Genomic DNA, 24,340 nt, shown 5'->3' with positions numbered 1-24,340 from the left:
GCGACCCCGGCGCCGGCTGGCAGCGCGACCCCGCCCACCACCGGCGGCTGTGGGCGCAGTCGCTCGCCGTGGAAGTCCGTGACTTGAGCGTCTACGAGGAGGTGGCCTGATGCAGCTCGAGCAACTGTTCGATCGGCTGAAGTTCGAGTACCTGCCCGCCAGCCTCGAGGCCGTCTGCGAGCAGGCCGCCAAGCAGAAACTCGACTATCCTGACTTCCTCGCCCAGGCGCTGGAAGCCGAATGGGCCGGGCGCAATCGCCGCGGCATCGACTCGCGCATGACCCAGGCGCATTTCCCCGCAGTGAAGACGCTGGAGGCCTTCGACTTCGACTTCCAGCCTTCCATCGACCGCCAGGTGCTGCGCAATCTCGCCGGGCTGGCCTTCGTCGAGCGCGCCGAGAACGTCATCTTCCTCGGCCCGCCAGGCGTGGGGAAGACGCATTTATCCGTTGGCCTCGGCGTCAAGGCCATCGAGGCCGGTCACCGCGTGCTGTTCACCACGCTCGACCAGCTGATGACGCGCCTCAAGCGCGCCCGCAGCGAGAACCGCCTCGAGCGCACGCTCAAGCAGCTCACCTACCCGAAGCTGCTCATCGTCGATGAGATCGGCTATCTGCCGCTCTCCCGCGACGAGGCCTCGCTGTTCTTCCGACTGGTCAACCGGCGCTATGAGCGCGCCGCGATGATCCTCACCTCCAACAAGTCCTTCGCCGATTGGGGCGAGGTCTTCGGCGAGCAGGTCATCGCCACCGCCATCCTCGACCGGCTGCTCCATCACGCCACCACCGTCAACATCAAGGGCGAGAGCTACCGGTTGAAGGAGAAACGCCGCGCCGGGCTGCTGAAGAGCCAACCACCGACCGGCGCCGAAACACCTACCAACAGCGACAAGGAGGACGACGCCGACGCCGCCTAAACACCGGGGCTCGTCACCCCAGACACACCATCACCGAGCAGCGGACATTTTAGCCCGGGGAAAACCGGACAGCCTCAACCGGGATTGACACGCCTCGGCGATGCCCTCCACTAGGAGTACGCGGCCGCCGAACAGCAGAGCCGACTTGGTAACGTCGAGGTACCGGTCCACCTTGCGCCAATCGGCTCCCGACAGCCTTAGAGCGGCGAGTGGTACGCAGCGGCTAACGCGGCGCGGTGCAGGCTCTGGGGAAGCCGCGGGCCGGACATCGGCAGGGGAATCGGCCTGGACGTCTGCCCCTAGTGGCGCCACAGCGCGGAAGACGACTAGCGTCTTAGCTTTGACCCACGCCGACAGGTTCGGCGAGTGCGTCGCCACCACGACCTGGAGCTCGCCCGCCGGGCCAGCGCCGGCTTGCGCGCCTCGTTCCCGAGACTGGTGCGCTTGCTCCTCCAGGAACGTCAGCACCGCCGCTTGGAGTTGCGGATGGAGGTGAGCCTCCGGCTCTTCGACCAAGAAAAGGGTCAGGTCCGCCTTGTCCACGTGCTGGAGCTCGACGGCGATCGTCGCCATGTACAGAAGGTTCGCGTACCCGTGGCCTGAGCGGCGCAAGTCCTCGGGATCGAGTCCGTGGTCGGCCAGCTTGAATCGGAGGTCGCGGGCGATGTCGATTAACTGTTCACTGTCGTTGAAGCCGACAGCCGCTGCCTGAGGACGGACACCCCCGGTAAGGGCAGCAAGGCTGTCGCCAACAGCGTCGTTAATCCGCTCGAGAACAGGGTGATCTGTGCCCCGCCTCAGCGCCTCCTTGAAAGCCTCCTCATCGTCCTCGCCCAAGAAATGACGAATCAGCGCCTGGATACGCGTGGGATTGCCTGAGGCCAGGGCATGTTTGGCGTCCCTAAGCGGTGGGAGATAGACATGACGGATCGCTTCGGTCGATCCGGGCTCGGGCGCAAAGCCGAACTGACCAGCCCACATCGACGGCCGGCCACGGGACTCGTCGTATTCGAGCCCGAGCACGGCCCGCTCCATCTCCCGCCCATCGATGGCACTGAGCAGTCGTCCTTGCTGCGCCGAGTTGAGCCCCCCATAGGCGGCCTCTAGGCGAAAGGACCGTTCGCCGCTTCCCTCGCGAATATCCGTCGTCTCGCAATACAATTCCCGCCGACCCCCCAGCGGCTGTGTCAGCACGCGAATAGCGTCTATCGCGTTGCTCTTCCCACCGTTGTTCTCGCCGACAAAAATGGTGAGGTCCGGACACAGCCGAACGGTCACGTGATCGAAAGAGCGAAAGTTGGTGAGAGTCAGGCGCTCTAAGTGCATTGCGGCTCCCTTACAATGGTTCTAGCTTGCGGCTCTACAAGCCTGTAGCGCAACAGAGTGCTGATATTGGGATCATTAGGGTGCTCATAACGGTCAGGGTCAATTATCCCAATCGCCGGAGTTTCGGGGACGGTTAACCCATTGAACCTATCCGAATGTCCGTTCTTGGCGGGTAGGCGACGGTAGCTGGATGCCGCCGCGTCCGGTGGCACCCTTCCTGTCGGCCGTTTAGTCGTCTTCTGTGCCCAGGACATCGCGAATCGACGCCCAAGGATTCTCGATCGGCTCGTACACTATCGATAGGCGCTAGCAGCCGGGTTCTATCAGCGGACAATCGTCGATGAATCGCTTGCCGGCGGAGGCGGGGCTGCGCAGGCCAATGAGGACGCGGTAGCGGCTGGCGACGTGGCCCATGAGTACGACGGTATGTCTATTTGGTACCTTGGTGTCGGCGCCGAGTTCGAGCGACCGTTGCCCGTATGGATGGTCGTGTTGTCTCTGACGAGCCGTTCGCTCGCTATGTGTACTTCGGCCGCTCGCCCGGCTTCGGCAGATCACGGGTCCGGCTTCCGCCGAACCCGGCGTTTACGCCAGCCATGCTGGCAGGCGTTCACTTCGGTTCTCATCTAGCGTGATAACCGTCCTGACAACCGGCGTTGATATAGGACGCTGCGCTTTCCATCAGCGTGTCCGCGATCCGTTCCACCGTGCGTGCCCGCCACGGCTGCAGCTCCGTGTCGGCGACGAGCTGGTTGAATGCCCCCAGGGCCGGGCCGCAGTGGATGAGGTAGTCGACCTTGTGCTGGCTGTCGCCTTGCACGGCGAGACGGAGGCCGCGGGTGAAGTAGTGCCGGAACAGCGACGTGAGCTTCGCTTTCGGATCGTTATCGGGGGGTAGATCAGCCGTCGATATCTCGTTGCCCAGGTAGCTACCGAGCACCTGCTGCCGGGTGTCGTCATCCAGCTCCGTGATGGACTCGTGCGTGCGCCACAGATCGTGCAGTCGGCTGGCACGGGCGGGAAAGAAGACGCCCCGTTTCACGTAACGGGCCTGCACGCCGAACTCGAACATGTCGCCCCACGGGGCGGTGACGACGTCGTGGACTTGTATGCCCTGCAGCAGCGCCTTCACCTCCACGCTGGTCGCCGCTTCGACGGAACACTGGTTCACCGAGCCCGTGAGCACGAAGTCGGCGCCGAGGAAGAATGCCGCGGCGACGGCCTCCGGGGTACCGAGGCCGCCGGCACATCCGACGTGGACCCGGAAATCCGGCGTTTCGGCTTCGTCCCGCAGTCTCCGCACGGTGGGCAGAAGCGTCAGGAGGTCGGCTGTGGTGTCCAGCCAGCCTCCGGCCGCCTCGACGCAGAGGTCGTCCGCCATCGGGCGCCCTGCGGCGGCTTGCGCCTCCTGCTCGGTGACATCGCCCGAGGCGAGGAGTTGGCGGACCAGACGCTCGGGAGGTGGCGCCAGGAACGCCTTCGCCGCATCGGCTCGGGAGACCTTGGCGAGGATGCGCCCGCCTTTGAGCCGGAAGCGGACCAGCGCCGGTGTGACCAGGGGAAAACCGGATGCTTCGATCGCCTCGACGCCGTGCCTCAGGAACACGTCGACCAAAGCCGACTCCTCCTGGGGGGCGCCGTGCCGGTAGAGCAGGTTTGCCCCGATAACGCCGTTTGGGGGCGGGTCGTCGTGGAGGGCGCGTAGTTGCCCCTCGATGTCGTCGAGGGAGAGCCCACCGGTGCCGAGGAAGCCCAGCAGCCCGGCGCGTGCCGCCGCCCTCACCATGTCGGGGCCGGAAATGCCGCCGTACAGGGAACCGACGAGGTAGGCGCGGCGCAGGCCATAGCGCTCCCGGAACGTCGCCGCGCCCAGTTGTTCCGGCGAGATCCCATGGTTACTCACCGAGGGGGCGTCTCCGGTCGAATCCCGGGGTGAGGCGTCGTCCTCCGCTGGCACCGATTCGCGGGCTTTCGCGGGCTCCGGAGTGGGCGCGGAGGCCGCCGGTTCTGGCGGCGGCGTCGTGGCGGGGTCGGGTGCCTCGATGGGATCGAGCGGGGTGGCCGTTGTACGAATGCGTGTGACCAGCCGCGTAAGCACTTGCCCCGGGCCGAGCTCGACGAACTCGAACTCACCGTGCCCCATCAGCCGTCGCACGGATTCGGTCCAGCGCACCGGCGATGCGATCTGCCGGACCAGCCTCTCCTTCACCGCCACCGCCTCCGCGGGATAGGGCCGAGCGTCGACGTTCGCGATCACCGGAACAGCGGGCGGGTGGAAGTCGAAGCCCTCCAGAAACCTGGCGAATTCCTCGGCCGTGCTCCGCATGTAGCGCGAGTGGAAGGGCGCGCTGACGTTCAGCTTCACGGCGCGGGCGTCGGCTTTCTCGAAGGCCTCGCAGGCCACGTCGATCTGATCGGACGGCCCCGCGAGCACGAACTGGTCCGGCGCGTTGTGGTTGGCCAGGTCGAGGGCGTTCAGGTCCGCTTCCTCGAGGACGCGCTCGACGGTGGCCTCGTCCGTTCCCACGATCGCCGCCATCGTGCCGCCGCTGGCGGCGGCCATCAGCTCGCCGCGCTTGTGGACGAGACGCACGCCGGTTTCGAAGTCGAAAACGCCGGCCGCGAACAACGCCACGTATTCCCCCAGGCTGTGGCCGACCAGGAAGTCCGGCGGCGTCGGGTCCTCCTCCATCCGGTCCAGATAACTGAGGGCGCTCACCACGAAGAGCGCCGGCTGGGTGTATTCGGTGCGGCTGAGTTGCCGCTCCGGGTCCTGGGTGCACAGCTCCGCGATCGAATAGCCGAGGATACGGTCGGCGGCCGCGACCTGTTCGGGATACTTCCCGAACAGGTCATTGCCCATGCCGCGCTGCTGAGAGCCTTGCCCGGGAAAACCGTAGACTTTCATCGTGTGCGCCTTCCTTGTTCTTCTGGGGGCGGCCAGTGCCCGCGCCCGCGTCAACGTCGTCCGGTCGTAGCCGAAGGGGCTGAGTATCGGTATGGACTCGGAACGCGTCCCTTCCGGCAGGTTGTTGTGAACGAAATTGTGGAGCGTGCCGGAGGGGCCGAGGTCGAGGAACAGGAACTCGCCCCGCTCCCGCATGCGCGTGATCGTCGCTTCGAACTCGATGGGCAGGCGCGCGGTGCGCCAGAAATGCTCGGCCGAGGCCTGCTGGACCATGCCGCCATCGATGCTGCTCACCCACGGGATGCGCGGCGGCGCGAAGGCCACGCCGTCGAACGTGCGGCTGCATGCCTCGTGCATGGTGTCCATCAGGCGGGAGTGGTAGCCGTATTCCACCGGAATCCGCTGGTGCAGGACCTCGGCCGCACGCAGCTCCGATTCCGCGCGAGCCAGGTCCGCCTCCGTGCCGGCAACGACGAAGTGGCCCGGATAATTGCGGGCCGCGACGTCGCATTGCCGTAGCGCTGGCGCCAGCTCGAATACGCCGGGATCCGCCAGCACCGCGAGCATGCCGCTGCGGGGGCCCTGATGCAGCGACTGTGCCTGGTCCACCAGGATGCGCAGGCATTCCTCGGGTTCGAGGCAGCCGGCGATCACCGCGGCGGCGTATTCGCCGAGGCTGGCGCCTATCACGTAGTCCGGCTGGATCCCCGCCGCTTGCACCGCCTCGGCCAGTGCCAGCTCGATCATGACGATGGCGGGATGCGTGATGCGCGTGTCCACGAGGGGGTCGTTCTTCCCCTTCGCGGGGTCGAAGACCCGCGCAAGCACGGACTCTCCGAGAAACCTCGCGGCGGTCGCATCGTGGCGACGCAGCGCATCGCGAAAGACATCGTTCTCGTCGAAGAGCTCCTTGCCCATCCAGTGGTACTGGGACCCCTGGCCAGAGAACATGAACACCGAGGGGAGCGAGCCGGTGAGCGGCTCGTCCGATGCCGCGTCCTGGTGCGGAGCTTCCATGGCCATGGCGGAGGACACGACGTTCATTCCGCCACCTCGACTTCCGGCGCGGGTTGTAGCCCTGACGTCTCGCCGGTGGAGCGCTGGGACCGCCCGTCCGGGATGTTCCAGAGGTTCGCGGAGCCAGCGCTGTCGGAGGCCGATATCTCGTAGCGCTCCCAGAACAGCGTTTCGCGCGCAGCCGCGGCTTCAGCAGATGCGGCGGACGGCTCGGACCGGTATGTCTCCCAGAACGGCTGTGGCGAGACGGCGGGCGTCTCGGCGGGCCCGCGTAGCACGACCCGCCGGTCCAGCGCCCGCAACGGCAACGCGCTCCGCTTGCTCACGTAGCCCTCGGGCGCGGACCCGAGGATCACGTGGGCGTTGGTGCCGCCGTCGCCGAAGCAGTTGATGGCCGCGAGCGCGGTCGTGCCGGGCCAGGGCTGTGGTTCCCTGGGAAAGTAGAGCGGCGATCGGGTCATGTCGAAGTGCTCGAGCGGCTGCTGGCCGGAGGTGAATGGCACGCCCTCGCCGTGCTGCAGCATCAGCACCACCTTGATGAACGCGGCGATGCCTTCGGCGGCGAGCGGGTGACCGATGTTCGGCTTCATCGAGCCCAGGGCGAGGGGCTGCGATCCTCCGCCGTAGAGCTCGGATACGGCCTTGAGCTCGAGCAGGTCGGTGACGCCGGTGCCCGACGCGTTGGCTTCCAGCCAGGCCACATCCGCCGGATTGCGGCCGCTGCGTGCCAGGGCCTTCTTCATCACCGCCCGCTGCGCTTGCAGATTGGGCGTCGCCGGGCCGGCGGTGCGGCCGTCATTGTTGACCGCGATGCCGTGCAGCACCGCGAGCACGCGGTCGCCGTCGGCTTGAGCCTCGGGCAGGGCCCGGAGCACGACGACCCCCGCCCCTTCACCCGGTATGAGGCCTGCGGCCCGCTGGTCGAACACATGGAACTCGGTGCCCGGGTTGAGCAGTCCCCGGCGCCCGAACACCATGTGCGCCCGGCCGTCGGCGAGCAGATTCACGCCCGCCACCACGGCTACCTCGATGTCGCCGGCTTGCAGCGCCTGCACGGCCAGATCCATGGCAACCAGGGCCGAGGAGCACGCCGTGTCGATGACCAGGCTCGGCCCGCAGAAGTCGAAGAATTGCGAGATGTTCGCCGCCAGGTAGTTCTGCCCGGTGGCCACCACCGGATTGCGGGCGTGCTCGAGTCGTTCCGGGTCCGGCTGATACGTCGTGCGGCCGCCGACGTAGACGCCCACGGAACGTCCTTTCAGCTCCGCGGGATCGTAGCCGGCGTCGTGCAGGGCGCCATCGACTTCCTCCAGGAGCAGCAACGCCTGGGGATCCATGGCGCGCACGTCTTCCTCGGACAGGGAGAAGTAGTCCGGATCGAAGCGCAGGACGTCGGGCAACAGGCCCGCGTGGTAAGGGTACTCCTGATGGAACATGTGCTCGGGAATCGGCCGCAGGGCCGAGCGGCCCTCGCGCAGCAGTCGCCAGAACTCGTCGGCGGACTCCGCGCCCGCGAATCTGGCGGACAGGCCCACGACGGCCACATCCCCCGAACTCCGGCGTGCCCGGGCCGTGTCGACCCCGGAATCCTCCGGGCTGGTCACGGTATCCCCAGTGGGTGCCGGCTCGGCGGCGGACGCCGGGGGACGCTCATCGACCGCTGCGGGCCCCTCCCGGGCCGGCGAGGAAGCCCCGGGCGAGGATGTCGTCCCGGCCTGCGGCTGCTCTGCGGCAAAAGCGCTGATCAGGGCATCGCCGTGCTGTTCGGCGATGTAATTGGTGAATTCGTCGACGGTGGGGTATTCCAGCAGCGCCGAAGGATCCACCGAGACGTCCAGGCGTTTGCCCACGTTCTGGACCAGTTGCGAGACCAGGATCGAGTCGATCCCGTAGTCTTCCACCGGGACGTCGCCCGCCAGCTTGGCTCTGTCGAAGCCGAGCTCCCGCGCGAGCTCTTCCAGCATCCACTCGCTGAGCGCCGTCACGGCGGATTGCATCGACTCCGACGACGGTGGCTGAGCGCCGGCGGCTTCCGTGTGCCCCTCAGCGGGTTGCGGGGCCTCGGAAGCCGCCGCCCGACCCCCCGTGTCGACGCCCGTGTCCGGCTGCGCCCCGGTCCGTGGCTTGCGCTGGGCGGCCACGAGCCGGCGTGACGTCAGCCGTTCCGGATGCCAGTCCGCGTCCGGGGCGGGCAGAGCCGGCAGCACCACCCGCTCACCGCTGGCGATGGCGCGCTCCAGCAGCGCCAGCCCGTCCGCGTCGGACAGGGTGCCGAGCCCAGAGGCGCGGTAGGCGGCGCTCTGCACCTCGCCCATGCCGCTTTCCTTCCAGCTTGGCCATTGCACGCTGATCAGCGGCAGCCCATGCGGGCGGGCCCGGGCCACCGCGTCCATGTAGGCGTTCGCGAGCGCGTAGTCGCTCTGGCCGACGGCGAGGGCGGGCACGGCGGCCGCCACCGAGGAGAAGAGGATGAAGAAGTGCAGGGGCTCGTCCCGGAAGCACTCCACGAGTGCATCCAGCCCCGATACCTTCGGTTCGAGGACCCGCGCGATCCCCGCCTGCGTCTTGCGCACGAAGGCGGGGTTGTCGAAGTCCGTGAATCCCGCGCCGTGTATCACGCCGCCCACCGGACCCAGGCGCTGCTTGACCCGGGCCAGAGCGTCGGAGAGCGCGGCGGTGTCCTGCAGGGGCACCGAAAGCACCTCGACCTCGACACCCTGCTCGACGAGCTCGGCGAGCGGGCGCAGCTTGCGCCCCAGCGCGGTGTCGTCCGCCACATGGGCCGGCCACTCCGAGCGGGGCGGGAGAGGCTCCCGCCCGGTGAGCACCAGCTTGCGCACCCCATGCCGCTCGACGAAGTGCTGCGCCGTACGCAGGCCGATCCCGCGTGTCCCCCCGGTCACCCAGAGTACGTGGTCTCGCGGGAAGTCGAGCCGCGATCCGGCGGTGGCCGGCTGCTCGCGGAGCACGGCGGTGTGCCGGGTGCGGTCGCGGTAGAGCACTTCGGAGACGTCGCTTGCCAGCCCGAGCTCCTGGGCGACCCACCGGCAAAGCTGGTCGTCGGAGGTGTCCGACTCCACCGTGACGTGGCGCGAGCGCACATGCCGGTACTCGCTCTGCAGCATGCGGTACAGGCCCGCGCGGGCTGCGCCCGCGGGCGGTATTGCGCCATTGGCGTCGCGGCGGGAGACCAGGATGGCGGACAGCCCCTCACGTTGCCGGTCCACCGCGTGCTGCATCCAGGTGATCCAGCCGGGGAGGGCGTCGTGAGCGTCCGCCGTGGTCCTGTCCGCACACCCGGAAAGATCGATCAGCGCATCGACGCTCTCCCACTGGTCCTCGCCGGCCTTCAGCGTTGCCAGAAGTTCCTCATGGGTGACGACCGTGGACGCGGGCAGGGCGCCGGCGAGCGCGTCCGCCAGCGCTTCGGCGCCGGGCACGGTCAGGATGACCGTACGCCGCGGCGTGGCCGTGGCCGGTGCATCCGTGGCCGGTTCCCACGCGCGGGTCAGGAGCATGCCCCGGGCCTCGCCGGTGGTGTCGAGGGCGTCCAGCTCGGCGTCGGCGGCCGCGATCCAGATGCGCTCCCCCAGGAAGGGGTAGCCGGGGAGGGAAACCCGGTCGGGGCGCCCCCACGGATGCAAGGCTGCCCAGTCCACGGACTGCCCGGACGTCCACGCCTGCGCGTAGGCCTCGGGGGTCGCTTCCGGCGTCTCTCCCGCGGCGGGCTTGCGCACATCCACCACGCCGCTCCAGGTGCCCGGCGGGGTCTTGCCTTCGGCCACTTCCGTCAGCGCATCGGCGAGCTCCGGGAGGGTCTCGAAACGGACCGCCACCCGGTGGGACATGGCCTCGCGACCCCATTGCAGTGTCCAGGCGACCGCCTCGCGGGCGGCATCGCTGCCCTCGCTTCGCAGGTGGGCGGCGAGGCGTTGCGCCTGTACCTGCAGCCGTTCCGCGTCCTTGGCCGACAGCACCGCGAGCTGGGGGCCGGATTCGCGGTCCCGCGGGCGTTCGTCGGCGCCGCCGGGATACTCCTGGAGCACCAGGTGGGCATTGGTGCCACCCGCTCCGAACGAGCTGATGCCGGCGGTTCGCGGCAGGGGGGCGCCGTCGTCGGAGACGCGGCGCGGCCACGGGGCGAGCTCGCGCTGGAGCTGGAAGGGCGTCTCGTCGAGGTTGATGTTGGGGTTGAGCTGTTCGGCATGCAGCGACGGCACGAGCTCGCCGTGACGCATCTGCATCAGCACCTTGGTGATCGCGGCGATGCCGGCGGCGGATTCGGCGTGGCCGATGTTGGACTTCACCGACCCGATGGGCAGGCGCTCGGGCAGGTTGCCCTCGAAGGCCCGCAGCATCCCGGTGATCTCCACCGGATCGCCGAGCGAAGTGCCGGTGCCGTGCGCCTCGAAGTAGTCCAGATCGCCCGGATTCAGCCCGCCCTTCGACAGGGCGTGCCGCACCAGATCACCCTGTGCTTTCGGATTGGGAACGCTGTAACCCTTGCTGGCCCCGCCGTGGTTGACCGCCGAGGCTTTGACGACGGCCAGCACGCGATCGCCATCGGCGAGCGCCTGGTCCAGGCGTTTCAGCAGGACCGCGCCCGACCCCTCACCGGGCACGTATCCCGTGCCGCCCTCCCCGAAGCTGCGGCAGCGACCGTCTTCCGAGAGAAAACCACGCTGCGCGAGCTGCAGGTACTTCAGCGGGTGGCTGGAGATGTTGACCCCGCCGGCGACGGCGACGTCGCAGTCGCCGTTGCGGATGGCCAGACACGCCTGGTGCACCGTGACCAGCGAGGAGGAGCACATAGTATCCAGCGCCACGCTGGGGCCGGTGAAGTTGAAGAAGTACGAGACCCGGTTGGCCACCGACGCGTAGGAGGAGGAGGTCGCGATGCCGTCTCCCCGCAGCGCGTCCTGCACGCCGTAGAGCTGATAGTGGCCGTACATCATGCCCACGAACACGCCCGTGCGGGAGCCACGCAGCCGTTCTCTCGTGTAGCCAGCGTCTTCGAGTACGTGCCAGGTGGTCTCGAGGAATACCCGCTCCTGGGGGTCGATGTGCTCGGCCTCGATCTGCGACATGCGGAAGAACATCGGGTCGAAGCGATCCGCACCGCGCACGAAGCCGCCCCACTTGCTGTAGCTCTTGCCGGGGGCGGACTTGTCCGGGTCGTAGAAGATGTCGTGATTCCAGCGCTCGCGGGGAATCTCCTCGATGCTGTCGAGGCCTTCCCGGAGGTTGCGCCAGAACTCGTTCACGTCGTCCGCTTGTGGGTAGCGGCCCGCGACCCCGATGATGGCGATGTCGTCCGAGTGATCGGCGGGTTGGTTCACCACCTCGCGCCCGGGTTCCGCGACAGCGGCCGCGGGCGAGTCCGCCCCGGACGAGGCGTCACCGGTGGTCTCGGTTGCCGCAGCCGCTTCGTGGTGCTCGGCGAACGCATCCGGATACGCGCTGACGAGGTAATCGATCAGTTCCCGGGCGGTGACGTGCTCGAAGAGCAGGGTTTTCGACAGCGGACCGAAGTGCTCCTCCAGCCGGCGCACGAACCGCATGGTGATGAGGGAGTCGACGCCGTAATCGTCGAAGGGCTCGTCCAGCCCGATGTCCGCCTCCGGCAGCTTCACCTCTTCGGCCAACACACTGACCACCAGCTGCTCTGTCCACGCGCGGGCGTCGTCCGCCGACAGGGCGTGCGTGACCTGCGCGGGCGCCGGGCCCGCTTTGGCAGCGCTGCCGGAGCGCTCGGCCCGGCCGGCCTGGTCGGTGAGCGCCGCGAGGACCCGGGACGGCTCGCCCGGGGTGAGCAGCAGCCATGGAGACGTGCCGGCGAGGGCACGCTCCAGTGCCGCGATGCCCGCCGCCGTGGGGACCGGGCGCATGCCGAGCTCCCGGGCCATGGCCCGTTCCGTGTCGGCATCGACGCGCATACCCCCTTCGGCCCAGACCGGCCACGCCGCCGAGAGGGTGCGCCCGTTGCGCGATCCCCGCACGCGCTGCCGTTCCCGGCGCTCGGCGAAATGGTCGAGGAAGCCGTTGGCGTAGGCGTAATCGGTCTGACCAGCGTTACCGAAGACCGACGCCGCCGACGAAAACAGCACGAAGTAGTCCAGCGGGTCCGACCGTGTCGCCTCGTCGAGGGCGATCGTACCGCGAACCTTCGCGGCCAGGACGGCATCCGCGTCCTCCGGGCGCTTCTGCCGCAACAGCCCGTCCTTCAACACGCCCGCGGTGTGGATGATGCCGCGCACGCAGCCGAAGCGGTGGCGCAGGTCGTCGAGCACTGCCCTCAGCTTCGTCGCATCAGTGACATCGACCCGCACCAGCTCCGCACCCATGGCCTCCACCCGCGCGCGTATCGCGGGGGCGGGCTCCTTGCGTGCGAGCAAAACGATGCCGCCCTTGGCGGCCGAAGCCGAGCGCCGCACCGCCGCGACATGCTCCGCCAGCCGCAGCCCGAGACCCCCGGTGCCGCCGGTGATCACGTGCGCCCCATCCCCCAGGAAGGGGGACCGCGTGGCGGCTGGCAGCGGCATGCTCTGGAAGGTGCGGCGTTGCCGGCCCGTGGGCGCGATGCGAATCTCTCCGGTGCCCGCCGTCCCGAGCGCCTGCACCACTGCCGGCGCCAGCGAGCCCGCTTCGACCTGCAGCGTGCTCATCTGCAGCTCGGGTTCCTCCATGCCGACGGCACGGGCGAAGGCGGCCATCGCGCCGTGGGCGGGCGCCGCCTCGGTGCCGGTGTGCGCGAACAGATACCGCAGGGCGCCCCGGCGATCATTCAGCCATGCCTGCAGCACCGCCATCGCCACGCGCCAGTCGTGTTCCGGGGCGTCGTCGTCGGTCGCGGCGCCGGGCAGGTGGACGACGTGGGCGATCTGGCCCACCCGTTCGAGAGCGTATTCGGCGTCGAAATCCGCACCCGGCGTGAGCGTGTGCACGGTGACGCCGGTGGCCTCCAGCGCCGCGCGCACCGCCGTCCCTTCCGGTTCCGTTCCACCGTCCAGCAGGAGCACGTCCCCCTGGACGGGTTCGGCGGCGGCCGGCGCCGGCTCGAAGGTCGGCTCGAACGCGTGAATCTCTTCGCTCGCCGTCCGGGCCCGCAGCGTGAATGCGTCGATCGCGGCGACTGCATGGCCGTCACCGTCCACGAGAAGGACGTCGAAAACGATCGAGTCCGGCGCGGCGGGCTGCCGCGACGGCGTGGCGTAGGCGTGGAGCGCTTCCGGCAACTCCGCGAACACACGCACCGAGCCCAGGGAGAACGGGAAGTAGGTCGCATCACTCTCGCCGTCCCCCGTGGCCAGGGCCAGCCAGCCCGCGGTCTGCAGGGCCGCATCGAACAGCGATGGGTGGAACACGTAGTCGCCGGCGTCCGCCGTGCGGGATGCCGGCAGGCGCAGGGCGGCGAGCACCTCGCGTTCGCCTTCCGCCAGGGTTTCGATCACCCGGAAGCTGGTGCCGTAGGCGAAACCCATGCGCTCGAAGGCCGCATAGCACCGTGAGCCCTCGTGCACCTGGCCGCAGCGCGTGCGGATGGCAGCGAGGTCGATGGCGGCCGGGCGCTCGCCGGGCTCGCCGAAGCGCAACGTCCCGCTGGCATGCGTCCTGGCCTCGTCCGTGGCGCTGGTAATCTCGAATGAGGTGTCGGTCCCCTCCCCGCGAATGTGTACCAGCAGGGCAGTCGCGTCATCGTCGGATGCAGGTTGCACCGGCGTCGCCCACACCAGGTCGTCGATGCGGCGCAGGCGCGTGCCCGGCGAGGCCGTTTCCCCGGCGAGGCGGGCCATCTCCAGCAGCGCCACGCCCGGCAGCATCGGCCGGTCGCCAACCACGTGATCGGCGAGAAAGAACTCATCGCCGCGCAGGCGCTTCCTGTAGACCTGCGCCTGCGCGGTGGAGGCGTCGGCGTCCAGCAGGGTGGGGTGAAGCGGCGCGTCGCTGCCTGGTGCCGGGGGAACGTGAGCCTTGTCGGGCGTTATCCAGTGACGAATGCGCGCGAACGGATAGCTGGGCAGGTGGAGCCGCCGCCGTGCCTGGCCGTCGTGGAGGGCATGCCAGTCGATCTCCGCGCCCCCGAGCCAGACGTCCATCGCCTCCTCGGGGCCGGTCACGTCCGCCGCATCCGCGGGCGCGAGGCGCCGGTTCACCTTCGCGGTGCGCACCGCGCACTCGCGGCCGGCGAGGTAGTCGGCGAGCGCCGTGCGCAGCGCCCCGATATCGGCGGCGATCACGGCGAGGCGGTGTGCCATGGCTTCGCGTCCCACCTGCAGCGTGAAGGCGAGATCCGCGAGCGGCGGCTCGTCGTGCTCCAGGTGCGCCACGAGCTGCTCCGCGGAGCGGCGCAACGCATCGGGGTCGCGGGCGGAGAGCACGATCAGCTGGTCGCCGGGCGTCTCCTGCGACACGGGCCGTGGTCCGGCCTCCTCCAGGACGACGTGGGCGTTGGCGCCCCCGAAACCGAAGGAGCTGACGCCGGCGCGGCGGGGGTGCTCCTCGCCCTCGCGGGTGTGCGGGCGGGGCCAGGGCCTGGTGCGTTCGGCCACCTCGAACGGCGTGCCGTCCAGGCTGAGATACGGGTTCGCTTCCCGGAAATGCAGGCTGGCCGGGATGGTGCCGTGCTGCATGGCCAGCGTGGCCTTGAACAGCCCCGCGATCCCCGCCGCGGCCTCCAGGTGCCCGATGTTGGTCTTCACCGACCCGATCGCGCAGCGTGCTTCGGCGGGGCCGGTCGTCTCCTCGCGCAGGCGTTCGAACGCCGCACTCAGCCCCGCGGTCTCGATGGGGTCGCCCAGGGCGGTGCCCGTGCCGTGCGCCTCGATGTAACCGACGGACTCCAGCGGGATGGCTGCCTGGCGATAGGCGTCCACCAGCAGGTCCGTCTGCGCGTCCGGGTTGGGCGCCGTGAGGGAGGTGGTGCGTCCACCGTGGTTGACCGTGATGGACTTGATGAGCCCGTGCACGGCATCGCCGTCCCGGTCTGCACGATCACCGGGCTTGAGCAGCACGATCCCGGCCCCCTCGCCACGCACGTAGCCGTCGGCCCGGCTGTCGAAGGCTTTGCAGCGCCCGTCCGGGCTCAGCATCTCGCCCCGGCTCAGGGCCTCGTAGAGCGTTGGCGAGAGGATGAGGCTCACGCCACCTGCCAGCGCGAGGTCGCAAGTGCCGTCGCGCAGGGCGGCGCAGGCCTGGTGGATCGCCGTGAGCGAGCCCGAACAGGCGGTGTCCACAGCGATGCTGGGTCCGTGCAGGTCGAGGGTGTAGGAAACCCGATTGGCGACGATCGACAGCGCCGCACCGGTGATCGTGTGGCCCTCGGTGCCGCGGCCGGCGGCGCGCTGGACCTCCAGGTAATCCGAGTTCGTGACGGCGATGAACACGCCCACGCGCTCGTCGGCGAGCTCGGACGGGCGGTACCCCGCGTTCTCGATGGCCGCCCAGGCGAGCTCGAGCATCAACCGCTGCTGCGGATCCATCAGCTCCGCCTCGCGGGGAGAGATCCCGAAGAAGCCGGCGTCGAAGCAGTCGACGTCCGGGGCGAAGCCGCCCCAGCGGGACCGCGAGCCCGTCTCCGCGCGCCAGTCCCAGCGCTCGGCGGGAATCTCGCTCACCAGGTCGTGCCCGGCGGTGAGGTGTTCCCAGAACTCGTTCAGATCGCGCGAGCCGGGAAGTCGTCCGGCCATGCCGATAATGGCGATGTCGTTCGACCCGTGTTCGCTCGCGGGGGCCGCCGCGGGTTCGGGATCCGGTGCGGCGGGGGGCGCCGGGGGCGCGGCCCGGAAGCCGGCGGGGATGGCGTCGGGATGATGCTCGCGCAGGTACTGTGCCAACCCGAGTACCGTGCCCCTGCGGTAGAACAGGGTTGGCTCGACGGTAATGGTGTAGGCCTCGCTCAGCTCCGCGCTGAGCGCCGTGAAGCTCACCGAGTTCATGCCGAGCTCCCCCAGCGGGGCCCGCGGGTCCACGTGACCCGGGTCGAGGTCGGCAAGACGCGCGACGCGTTCGCCGAGGTCGGCAACCAGTGCCTCGACGCCGCCGTCCGGGTCCGTGACGGCGGGCCCGGGCTCCGGTTTCGTCGCAGCGGCCACGCCGAAGCGGCGGCGCAGCTCGTCCAGCGGGAGCGAGGCCAGGGCGGTGCGGTCGGCCTTCTGGTTGAGGGTGCGCGGCAGGCTCGATACCCGTACCAGCGCATCCGGGACCATGTGCTCGGGCAGCCAGCGTGAGAGCTGCTCGTGGGTGGGCTCGGCGGCGCCCTCCGCGAGCTCGTAGCAGGCCAGCAGCGAATGGCTCCCTCCACTGTCGGGACGCGCCACCGCGACCGCCTCGCGTACGCCGGCGAGCCGTCTCAGGGCTGCCTCGATCTCTTCGAGCTCGACGCGGAAGCCCCGTACTTTGACCTGGGAGTCGATACGCCCGAGATAATCCAGGGCACCGTCCGGCAATCGCCGCACCAGGTCGCCCGTGCGGTACATGCGTGCGCCGGGTTCGGTTGCGAACGGGTCGCTCACGAAGCGCTCGGCGGTGAGGTCCGGCCGGTTGAGATAGCCCTGGGCGACACCGTCGCCGCCGATGTAGAGCTCGCCGGGCACGCCGGTGGGCACGGGCCGGCGGTGACTGTCGAGCACGTACAGCGACGTGTTGGCGATGGGGTTGCCGAGGGTTACGCGCTCGCCGCGGCGGAGCCTGGCGACGGCCGACCAGATCGTGGTCTCGGTGGGGCCGTACAGGTTCCAGACCTCGCGATTGCCCGCCAGCAGCTCGTCAGCCAGATCACCGGGCAGCGCCTCCCCTCCGCAGAGCACGGTGAGCGCCGGGCTGCCGGGCCAGCCGGCGGCGAGGAGCATGCGCCACGTCGCCGGAGTGGCCTGCATGACGGTGGGTTGCGACGTTTCCACGGCCTCGCGCAGGCGGATGCCGTCGCGGACGGTGTCCGTGGGCAGGACCTCGACGGTTCCGCCGGTGATCAGCGGCAGGTAGAGCTCCAGCGCCGAGATGTCGAAACAGATGGTGGTCAGCGCGAGCAGCGTATCCCGCGGGCCGAAGCCCGGCTCGCGCGCCATGGACCAGAGGAAATTGATTAGCGAGCGGTGGGCGACACGCACGCCTTTCGGGCGCCCGGTGGAGCCGGAGGTGTAGATGACGTACGCCGTGTCCTGCGCAGTGGAGACACCCGGCGACGGGGCCGGCGGCGCGGACTCGCCGCCATCGACGTACAGCCGCGGCAGGCGAATGCCGTGGTCTCCCGGGAGGCTGGAATGCGTGAGCAACAGGTGCAGCCCGGCATCCTCGGCCATGTATTCGAGGCGGTCTTCCGGGTAGGACGGATCGAGGGGCACGTAGATGCCGCCCGCGGCCTGCACTGCCAGCAGCGCCTCGGGAAGTGCCAGCCCCCTGGGCAGCAGAACGCCGACGGTCCGGCCACGGCCAACCCCGGCGGCACGCAGGCGTGCCGCCAGCGCCGCGACGCGCTCGTCGAGCTCCCGGTAGCTAAGCTGGTCGTCGCCGAAGCGCACGGCCACCGCCTCGGGCCGCGCCTGTGCCTGCTGGTGCACCAGCTGCCAGACCTGGGTGTCCGCCGGGTATGCCTGTGCTGATGGCGGCGCGAGCCACGCCCGCTCCTCCGCTGTGAGCAGGTCGAGATCCGCGACGGCCGTGTCGGCGGCCGCCACCGCGCCGTCGAGCAGCGCCGTGAAGTGCTCTCCCATCCGCTCGACGGTGCTTTCGTCGAAGAGATCCGGATCGTACTTGAGCGTGTACCGGCAGCCCTGCGCCTGTTCGACGACCTCCAGCGTGAGGTCGAATTCCCCCTCCTGATGGACGCCTTCGACGGCGTCGCGGACGAGCCCGTCACGGGGGCCGGTGTCGACCCAGTTCTGGAAGTAGAACGCGACGTTGAAGGGCGTGGACGGGGATCCGGGCTGCGCGCGTTGCAGGGCGTCGGCGACGCTTATCAGGGGCAGTGCGCTGTGGTCGAGCGCGGCGAGCACGCACCGGTGCAGGCGGCGCACCAGGGCACGGAAGGGCTCTTCGTCTTCCACGTGCTCCGCCAGCACCACCATGTTCATGAAGTAGCCGAGGGCGTCCTCGTAGGCGCCGGGTGGGCGACCCGAGGTGGGCGTACCGACGGCCACGTCCCGCTGGTCCGTATAGCGGCTCAGCAGGGCGAAGTAGGCGGCGATCAGCACACCGAAGAGCGAGGTCTGCTCGGATTTCGCCAGCGCCCGCGCACGCTCGATCACCCGGGCGGGTATGTGCCCGTCCAGGCTGGCGCCACGGAAGCCGGGCACCGCCGGGCGCGGACGGTCGAAGGGCAGGGGCATGACCGTCGCGCGGCCCTGCAGCCGCTCGGTCCAGTAGTTGCGCAGGCGCTCACCCTCGTCGCCGGCCAGCATCGCCTGCTGGGCTGCGACGAAATCGGCGTAGCGGGAGCGTGGTGCCTCGGTGGCCGGCTCGTTGCCCTGCCGTGCCGCGGCATAGCCGCGTTCCAGCTCTTCGAGGATCAGGTCGATGGACAAGCCGTCGAAGATCATGTGGTGGAAAGTCAGCAGCAGGGCCTGCCGCCCGTCCCCCATGGAGTAGAGCGTCGCCCGGATCAGCGGCCCCGTCGCCAGGTCGAAGGGACGGCGCAGCTCGGCGCGCATCCGGTCGCGGAGTTCGTGCTCGCTGACCGTGGTCAGATAGACCTGCTGGAACGGCAGCTCCGGCTCGGCCGCGATGTGCATCCGCGGGCCGTCATGATCGTCGCGTACGGTGGCGCGCAGCGCTTCGTGCCGGTCGACCAGCGCCTGCAGGGCCACGCGCAGCGCGAGCACGTCCACGTCGTGTGCCAGCCAGAACGCCAGCGGCAGGTTGTAGGCGTAGTTGCCGGGGGCGATCTGCTCGATCACCCAGAGTGCCCGCTGGCCTTCGGACAGCGGGTGGGAGTCCGTTTCCCCGCCGTTCCTCGGCCTCAGCACTGTCGGGGCGACTGCGGCCGCCCCCTGGCCGCCGGCAGGCTCCGCCCTGGCCGTCGTAGCGACGGCGGTCCGGGCTGGTGCCGGCATCGCCGCGCCGGTACCTGTTTCACTGGCGCTCGCCGGGCTTGCCGCGGCCGTCTCCGGCGGTGCCGCCACGTCCGCCAGCCAGTTGTCGGCGAGGTGAGTGGCGAGCTCCTTCAGGGTCGGATGCTCGAAGAAGGCGCCGAGGGGCACGGTCACGCCGAACGCCTCGTCCACCGCGGACACGATCTTCATGCCGCTCAGCGAATCGAATCCGTAGTCCGCGAGGGGGCGGTCCGGGTCGATGCGGTGGTTCAGCTTGAGAACGCGTTCGACCAGTTCCCGCAGGCGCTCTTCGACGCCGCCACCCGCCGGCACGTCCGCCTGCGGCGGCTGATTCGCCGGCGCCGCCACGTCCTGCGGTGTCTGGTGTGCGACCACGCCGTCGCTCTCGGCGACGAACACGGTCTGGCCGAAGTCACCGTCGCCTTGTCCGAGCAGGTGCACCTCGTGGAAGCCCTCTTCGCAGAGCAGTCGCGTCCACATGTCCGGCGAGGCCAGCGGCGAGTCCGCCATGCGCAGCTCGCCGTCCTCGAACGCCCACCAGCCCTCGAGCACCCCGCCGCCGATGGTGAGCAGCGGGCGCACGGCGGTCAGCTCGTTGAGGATCAGCCACCCGCCGGGCGCGAGGAGCGCCTTCGCCTTGCGCAGCGTCGCCCGGAGGTTGCGCGTCGCGTGGACGACGTTGGTCGCCACGACCACGTCCGCCGACGCCGGGGCGAAGCCCTGCTCGTCGAGCCCCCGGTCCAGGTTGAGGACCTGGAAACGGGTGAACGGGTACTGCGTCTGGAAGCGTTCGCGCCCGTACTCGAGAAAGCGCGGTGAGACGTCGGTAAAGGTGTAGGAGACCCGCCCGGGCTGTTCTGCCAGCACCGGGAGCACCCGCTCGCTGGTGGCGCCGGTACCGGCGCCGAGCTCGACCACGTGCAGGGGGGAGCCGGAGCGTCGCGCCGGGTGCGCGTCCAGGAAGCCGCGCACGGCATCGCGCACGCCGAGGTTGCAGCGGTCCGTCAGCCCATTCCCCTTGTAGAAGTTCTGTACCCGCTCCATCGAGGAATCCGGGAACATGATCTCCGTGGCCCCCACCTCGCCGCGCAGAATCCGGGGGTAATCCCGGAGGAAGTGGCGATTGAGCGTGACCGTCGGCTCGATGTCGGGGTAGGCCGCGGCGATGCGGTCGAGTGCCGCCTCCCAGGCGTCGCTCTGGACCGACGCATCGATGCTGTCCACGGCGTTCGTGGTGCCCACGAAGCCGTCCTCGACGCGCAGATAGCCCGCGCTTTCCAGGATGCGCAACAGCGCGTCGTGGAGGCGCTGGAATTTCTCGACGATGCCCAGCCGGGCGCGCAGGTCATGCAGATCGTGGCGCTCACCCGGGGCGAGGAACACCCCCATGCGCTGATACACGCCGAGCAGCATGGGCGCGGACGCGGCTTCGAGCTCGTCGTAGCCGGCGAGCACCTGCCTGGCCGCGTCGTCGGCGCTGGTCGTCTCCACCAGTCCGGGGGCCACCCGGGCCAGTGAGGGGGCGTGGCCGCCGTCGAGCAGCTCGCCGTCGAGCGCCGGATCGTGGCCCATGGCCTCCAGTGCGCGACGGCTGGCGCGAATCGGCATGACCTGGCCGAGTCCGCTTGCGAGTATCCGCTCCATCCCGGCGATACCCTCGGCCACGGAGAACGCCTGGATGCCCAGACCCTCGAAGATCTCGGCGAGTCCGGCCTGCGCCCCCGAGCCCACGCCGCCCCAGTAGCCCTGGTTGATCACGACCACGGGGAAGGGCAGGCGTGCCCTCAGGAACGCGCCGTAGGCGTCTTCGCTGGCGGAGGCGCAGATGTACGCGCCGTTGCCGGCAAAACTGCCGAACGAGCCCGCCGACGAGAAGTAGGTCAGGAAATCCAGGGGCTCGTTGGCGGTGGCCGCCGCCAGGGCGACGGCACCCTGGATCTTCACCCGCGTGGCGGCTTCGAAGGCCGGCTCGTCGAGCTCGGCCAGCGTGTGATTATCGAAGACCATCGCGGCGTGGATGGCACCGTGGAGCGTGCCGAAGCGGGCGCGGGCCTGCGCCACCGCATTCGCGACGTCCTCCGCGTCGCACGCATCGCCCTGTACGTGCAGGACCTCGCCGCCGAGGCGTTGCACCTCGCGCACGGTCGCCTGCTGTTCCGGGCCCGGCTCGCGCCGGCTGAGCCACACCAGGTGCGCGCGATGGACGCGTGCCAGGTGGAGACTCAGCTCGCGGGCGATGCCCCCGGTGCCGCCCACCATCAGGTAGACGCCACGGTCGCGGAACACCGGATCCGCGTCCGGCAGCCCGACCTGGCCGAGCCGGCGTGCGTAGCGGACACCGGCGCGCAGCGCCACGGTCCGGCCGGTGCCGGCCAGTGCCTCGCGCAGGATCGTGTCGGCGGCCGCGTACGTGGCGGCGTCGTCCGCGAGGTCCGACAGGGAGACATCGACGCCGGCGACACGGAGATCGGCCCGCTCTTTCGGCGCGACCTGGAGCAAGCCGTGCAGGCCCGCCGCGAACGGATTGACCACCGGATAGCCGGCGACCGGGTGGGCGTCGTTCGTCACCACCCCTACCCGCTTGACGCCGCTTTCGCGCAGCAGGCGGAACAGCGCCAGGGACCCCTGCCGGGTGTGTGCGTCGACCTGGGCGATACCGACGCCCTCGGTAATGCGGTGGCCGACGGCGCCGAGATGCAGCACGAGATCGGCGCCGCGGGCCTCGGCGAGCCACGTGTCGACGGGCAGCTCGTCCACGCGCACGAGCGCCACGTCGGCGTCGCCGGCGCGGGCCGCGATGGCCTCACCCAGCCAGGTGGAGGCGGAGGTGACCAGCGCGACGATGCGTTTTGCCGTGCCGGCGGGTTCCGCGCGTGTCCGGTCCCGCACCCAGATTGGGCGATAGAAGTCCGGGACCGACACGGCGGGCTGCTCCGGCCCGTCGTTGATTGCCGATGGCGGCGCGTGGTCCGGGCTGCTGTCCGCCGGCGGCTCGGGAATCCAGTAGCGCTCGCGGGCGAAAGGATAGGTCGGCAGCTCGATGCGGCGCGCGTCCGCCGGGCACACCCGCGACCAGTCCACGGGTGCGCCGGCCACCCAGCGTCGGGCGATCGCCGGCAGGTCACGGGTCTGCACGGCGGTTTCGAGCGCCGAGGCGTCCTGGTCGGAAAGCTGGGGTTGTGCGCGCATGGCCCGCCCCGTGATGACCGGGTCAGCGCCGGCACCCTCGGTGAAGGCCTGGAGGTGTTCCACCGCTTCGGACACCGACCCGGCGACGAGGGCCATGCGGTGTTCGTAGGCGGTGCGGCCCGTTTGCAGTGTGTGGGCGATATCGGCGAGGCGCAGGGTCTCGTCGGCCGGTTCGCCTTCAGCGGTGGCGATGAGGCGCGCGACCGCGGCGATCGAGTCCGCCTGGGCCGCGGACGCCGGAAGCTCGCGATCGAGCTGGATGGTCAGTTCGCTCAGGAGGTTTGCCCGCTCGGCGATGCCGAAGCCGCAGTCCTCGAAACGTGCCTCGGGGTCCAGCGCATCGGTGTCCACGCCGAGGATGCGGGCGGCTACCTCCGTGCAGACCCGTTGTGCTTCGGACAGGGCGCCGGCGTCTACCTGCGGTGCCCGCCCAGCGTGCGTTTGGAGGAACCGCGCGAGCCGGGCGGCGTAGGCATTCAGCCGCTCTTCCGTTTTGGCCGAGAGCACGAGCAGCTGCGGACCGTCCGCCGTACGGGAGCGCGTTTCCGCGACGGGCGCGTACTCTTCGGCAATGAGACAGGCATTGGCGCCCCCGCCCCCGAACGAACTGACGATGGCACGCCGCGGGAGCTCGTCCGTTTCGCCGTCCGCGCCGGTCTGGCGCAGCCTCGGCCATGGCGCGAGCGTTTGCTGAACCTGGAACCGGGTGGTCGAGAAGTCGATATTCGGGTTGAGGCGTGTCGCGTTCAGCGAGGGCGCGAGCATGCCGTGCCGGAACTGCATCAGCACCTTGGTGAGACCGGCGACGCCGGCCGCGGACTCCAGGTGGCCGATGTTGGACTTCACGGATGCGATGGGTACGGTCGGGCGCTCGCTGCGCTGCGACGGGTCGATGCGGCCGCCGAAGGCTTCCGTGAGCCCCGCGATCTCGATGGGGTCGCCGAGCGGGGTGCCCGTGCCGTGCGTTTCGACGTAGCCGATCGCCTCCGGCGTGACGCCCGCCCGCTCCATGGCGCTACGGATCACCCGGCTCTGGGCATCGGCGTTGGGCACGGTATAGCCGCCGGTCTTGCCCCCCGAATTGATGGCGGTGCCGCGGATGACGCCGAGGATGCGGTCGCCGTCGGCGACCGCCGAGGCGAGGGGCTTGAGCAGGACCGCGCCGACACCTTCGCCGTCGACGAAGCCGTCGGCGTCGGCGCCGAAGCTCTTGAGCCGGTCATCGTGGGAAACCATGCCCCGCTGCGCGAGCATGCGCAGGTGCATGGGGTGGAGGATCAGGTTCACGCCCCCCGCGATGGCGGCGGTGCATTCGCCGGAGTGCAGGCTCTCGCACGCCAGGTGAATCGCCGTCAGCGAGGCCGAGCAGGCGGTGTCCACCGCCAGGCTCGGGCCCGTGAAGTCGAAGGTGTAGGAGACGCGATTGGCGATGGACCAGAAGTTGGAGTGCGCGTCGTTGTGCGCCCCGCGCGCCGCCGCGTCGCCCCCCATCCATTCGTAGTTGCTGTTCATCACCCCGGCGAACACGCCCACCGGCCCCTTGGCGGCGAGCCGGGCCGCCGGGCAGGCCGCGTCGTCGAGCACGGCGGCAGCGGTCTCCAGGAACAGCCGTTCCTGGGGATCCATGGCCTCCGCGTCGGCGGGCGAGATCTGGAAGAACAGCGGGTCGAACTTGTCGACATCGTCGACGAAGCCCGCCCACTTGCTGTAGCTCCCGCGCGTGCCGCTGGGGTCGTAGTGTGCGCCGGCGTTCCAGCGCGCGCCCGGCACCTCGCGAATGCAATGCCGCCCGGCGGCCAGGTTCTCCCAGAAGTCCGTAACCGTCTCGGCCAACGGATAGCGACCGGCCACGCCGACGATGGCGATACCGTCGCGTTTCGGGACCGGGGCTGGCATCCGGCTCAGCAGGCTCAGCAGCAACCTTCGCTTTTCGTCCAC

At 69.8% G+C, this 24,340-nt stretch carries 4 protein-coding genes; 1 reads left to right on the top strand and 3 read right to left on the bottom strand.

Going from position 1 to position 24,340, the window contains the following annotated elements; translation table 11 throughout:
- The first annotated feature begins 109 nt into the window (after positions 1–109).
- Positions 110–916, top strand: coding sequence for an IS21-like element helper ATPase IstB (gene istB, locus ACPEES_RS12375; protein WP_435103804.1), 807 nt, complete (start codon positions 110–112; stop codon positions 914–916).
- 30 nt (positions 917–946) lie between these two features.
- On the opposite strand, the gene ACPEES_RS12370 is transcribed toward istB, so the two are convergent.
- The 3 genes from ACPEES_RS12370 to ACPEES_RS12360 form a co-directional block, all read right to left on the bottom strand.
- A complete protein-coding gene (locus ACPEES_RS12370) occupies positions 947–2,242 on the bottom strand; it encodes an ATP-dependent nuclease (protein WP_435103803.1) in 1,296 nt (431 codons plus the stop codon).
- A gap of 622 nt (positions 2,243–2,864) precedes the next feature.
- Entirely contained in the window at positions 2,865–6,194 is a 3,330-nt protein-coding gene (fabD, locus tag ACPEES_RS12365; RefSeq protein ID WP_435103802.1) for an ACP S-malonyltransferase, read from the bottom strand.
- Entirely contained in the window at positions 6,191–24,340 is an 18,150-nt protein-coding gene (locus ACPEES_RS12360) for an amino acid adenylation domain-containing protein (protein WP_435103801.1), read from the bottom strand. Before ACPEES_RS12360 ends, fabD begins: the two co-directional genes overlap by 4 nt.

This window comes from Arhodomonas sp. AD133, from assembly GCF_051195215.1.
Taxonomy (GTDB): domain Bacteria; phylum Pseudomonadota; class Gammaproteobacteria; order Nitrococcales; family Nitrococcaceae; genus Arhodomonas.
Note: the sequence above shows the minus strand (reverse complement) of the source record. Positions and strands in the feature narration are given on the sequence as shown.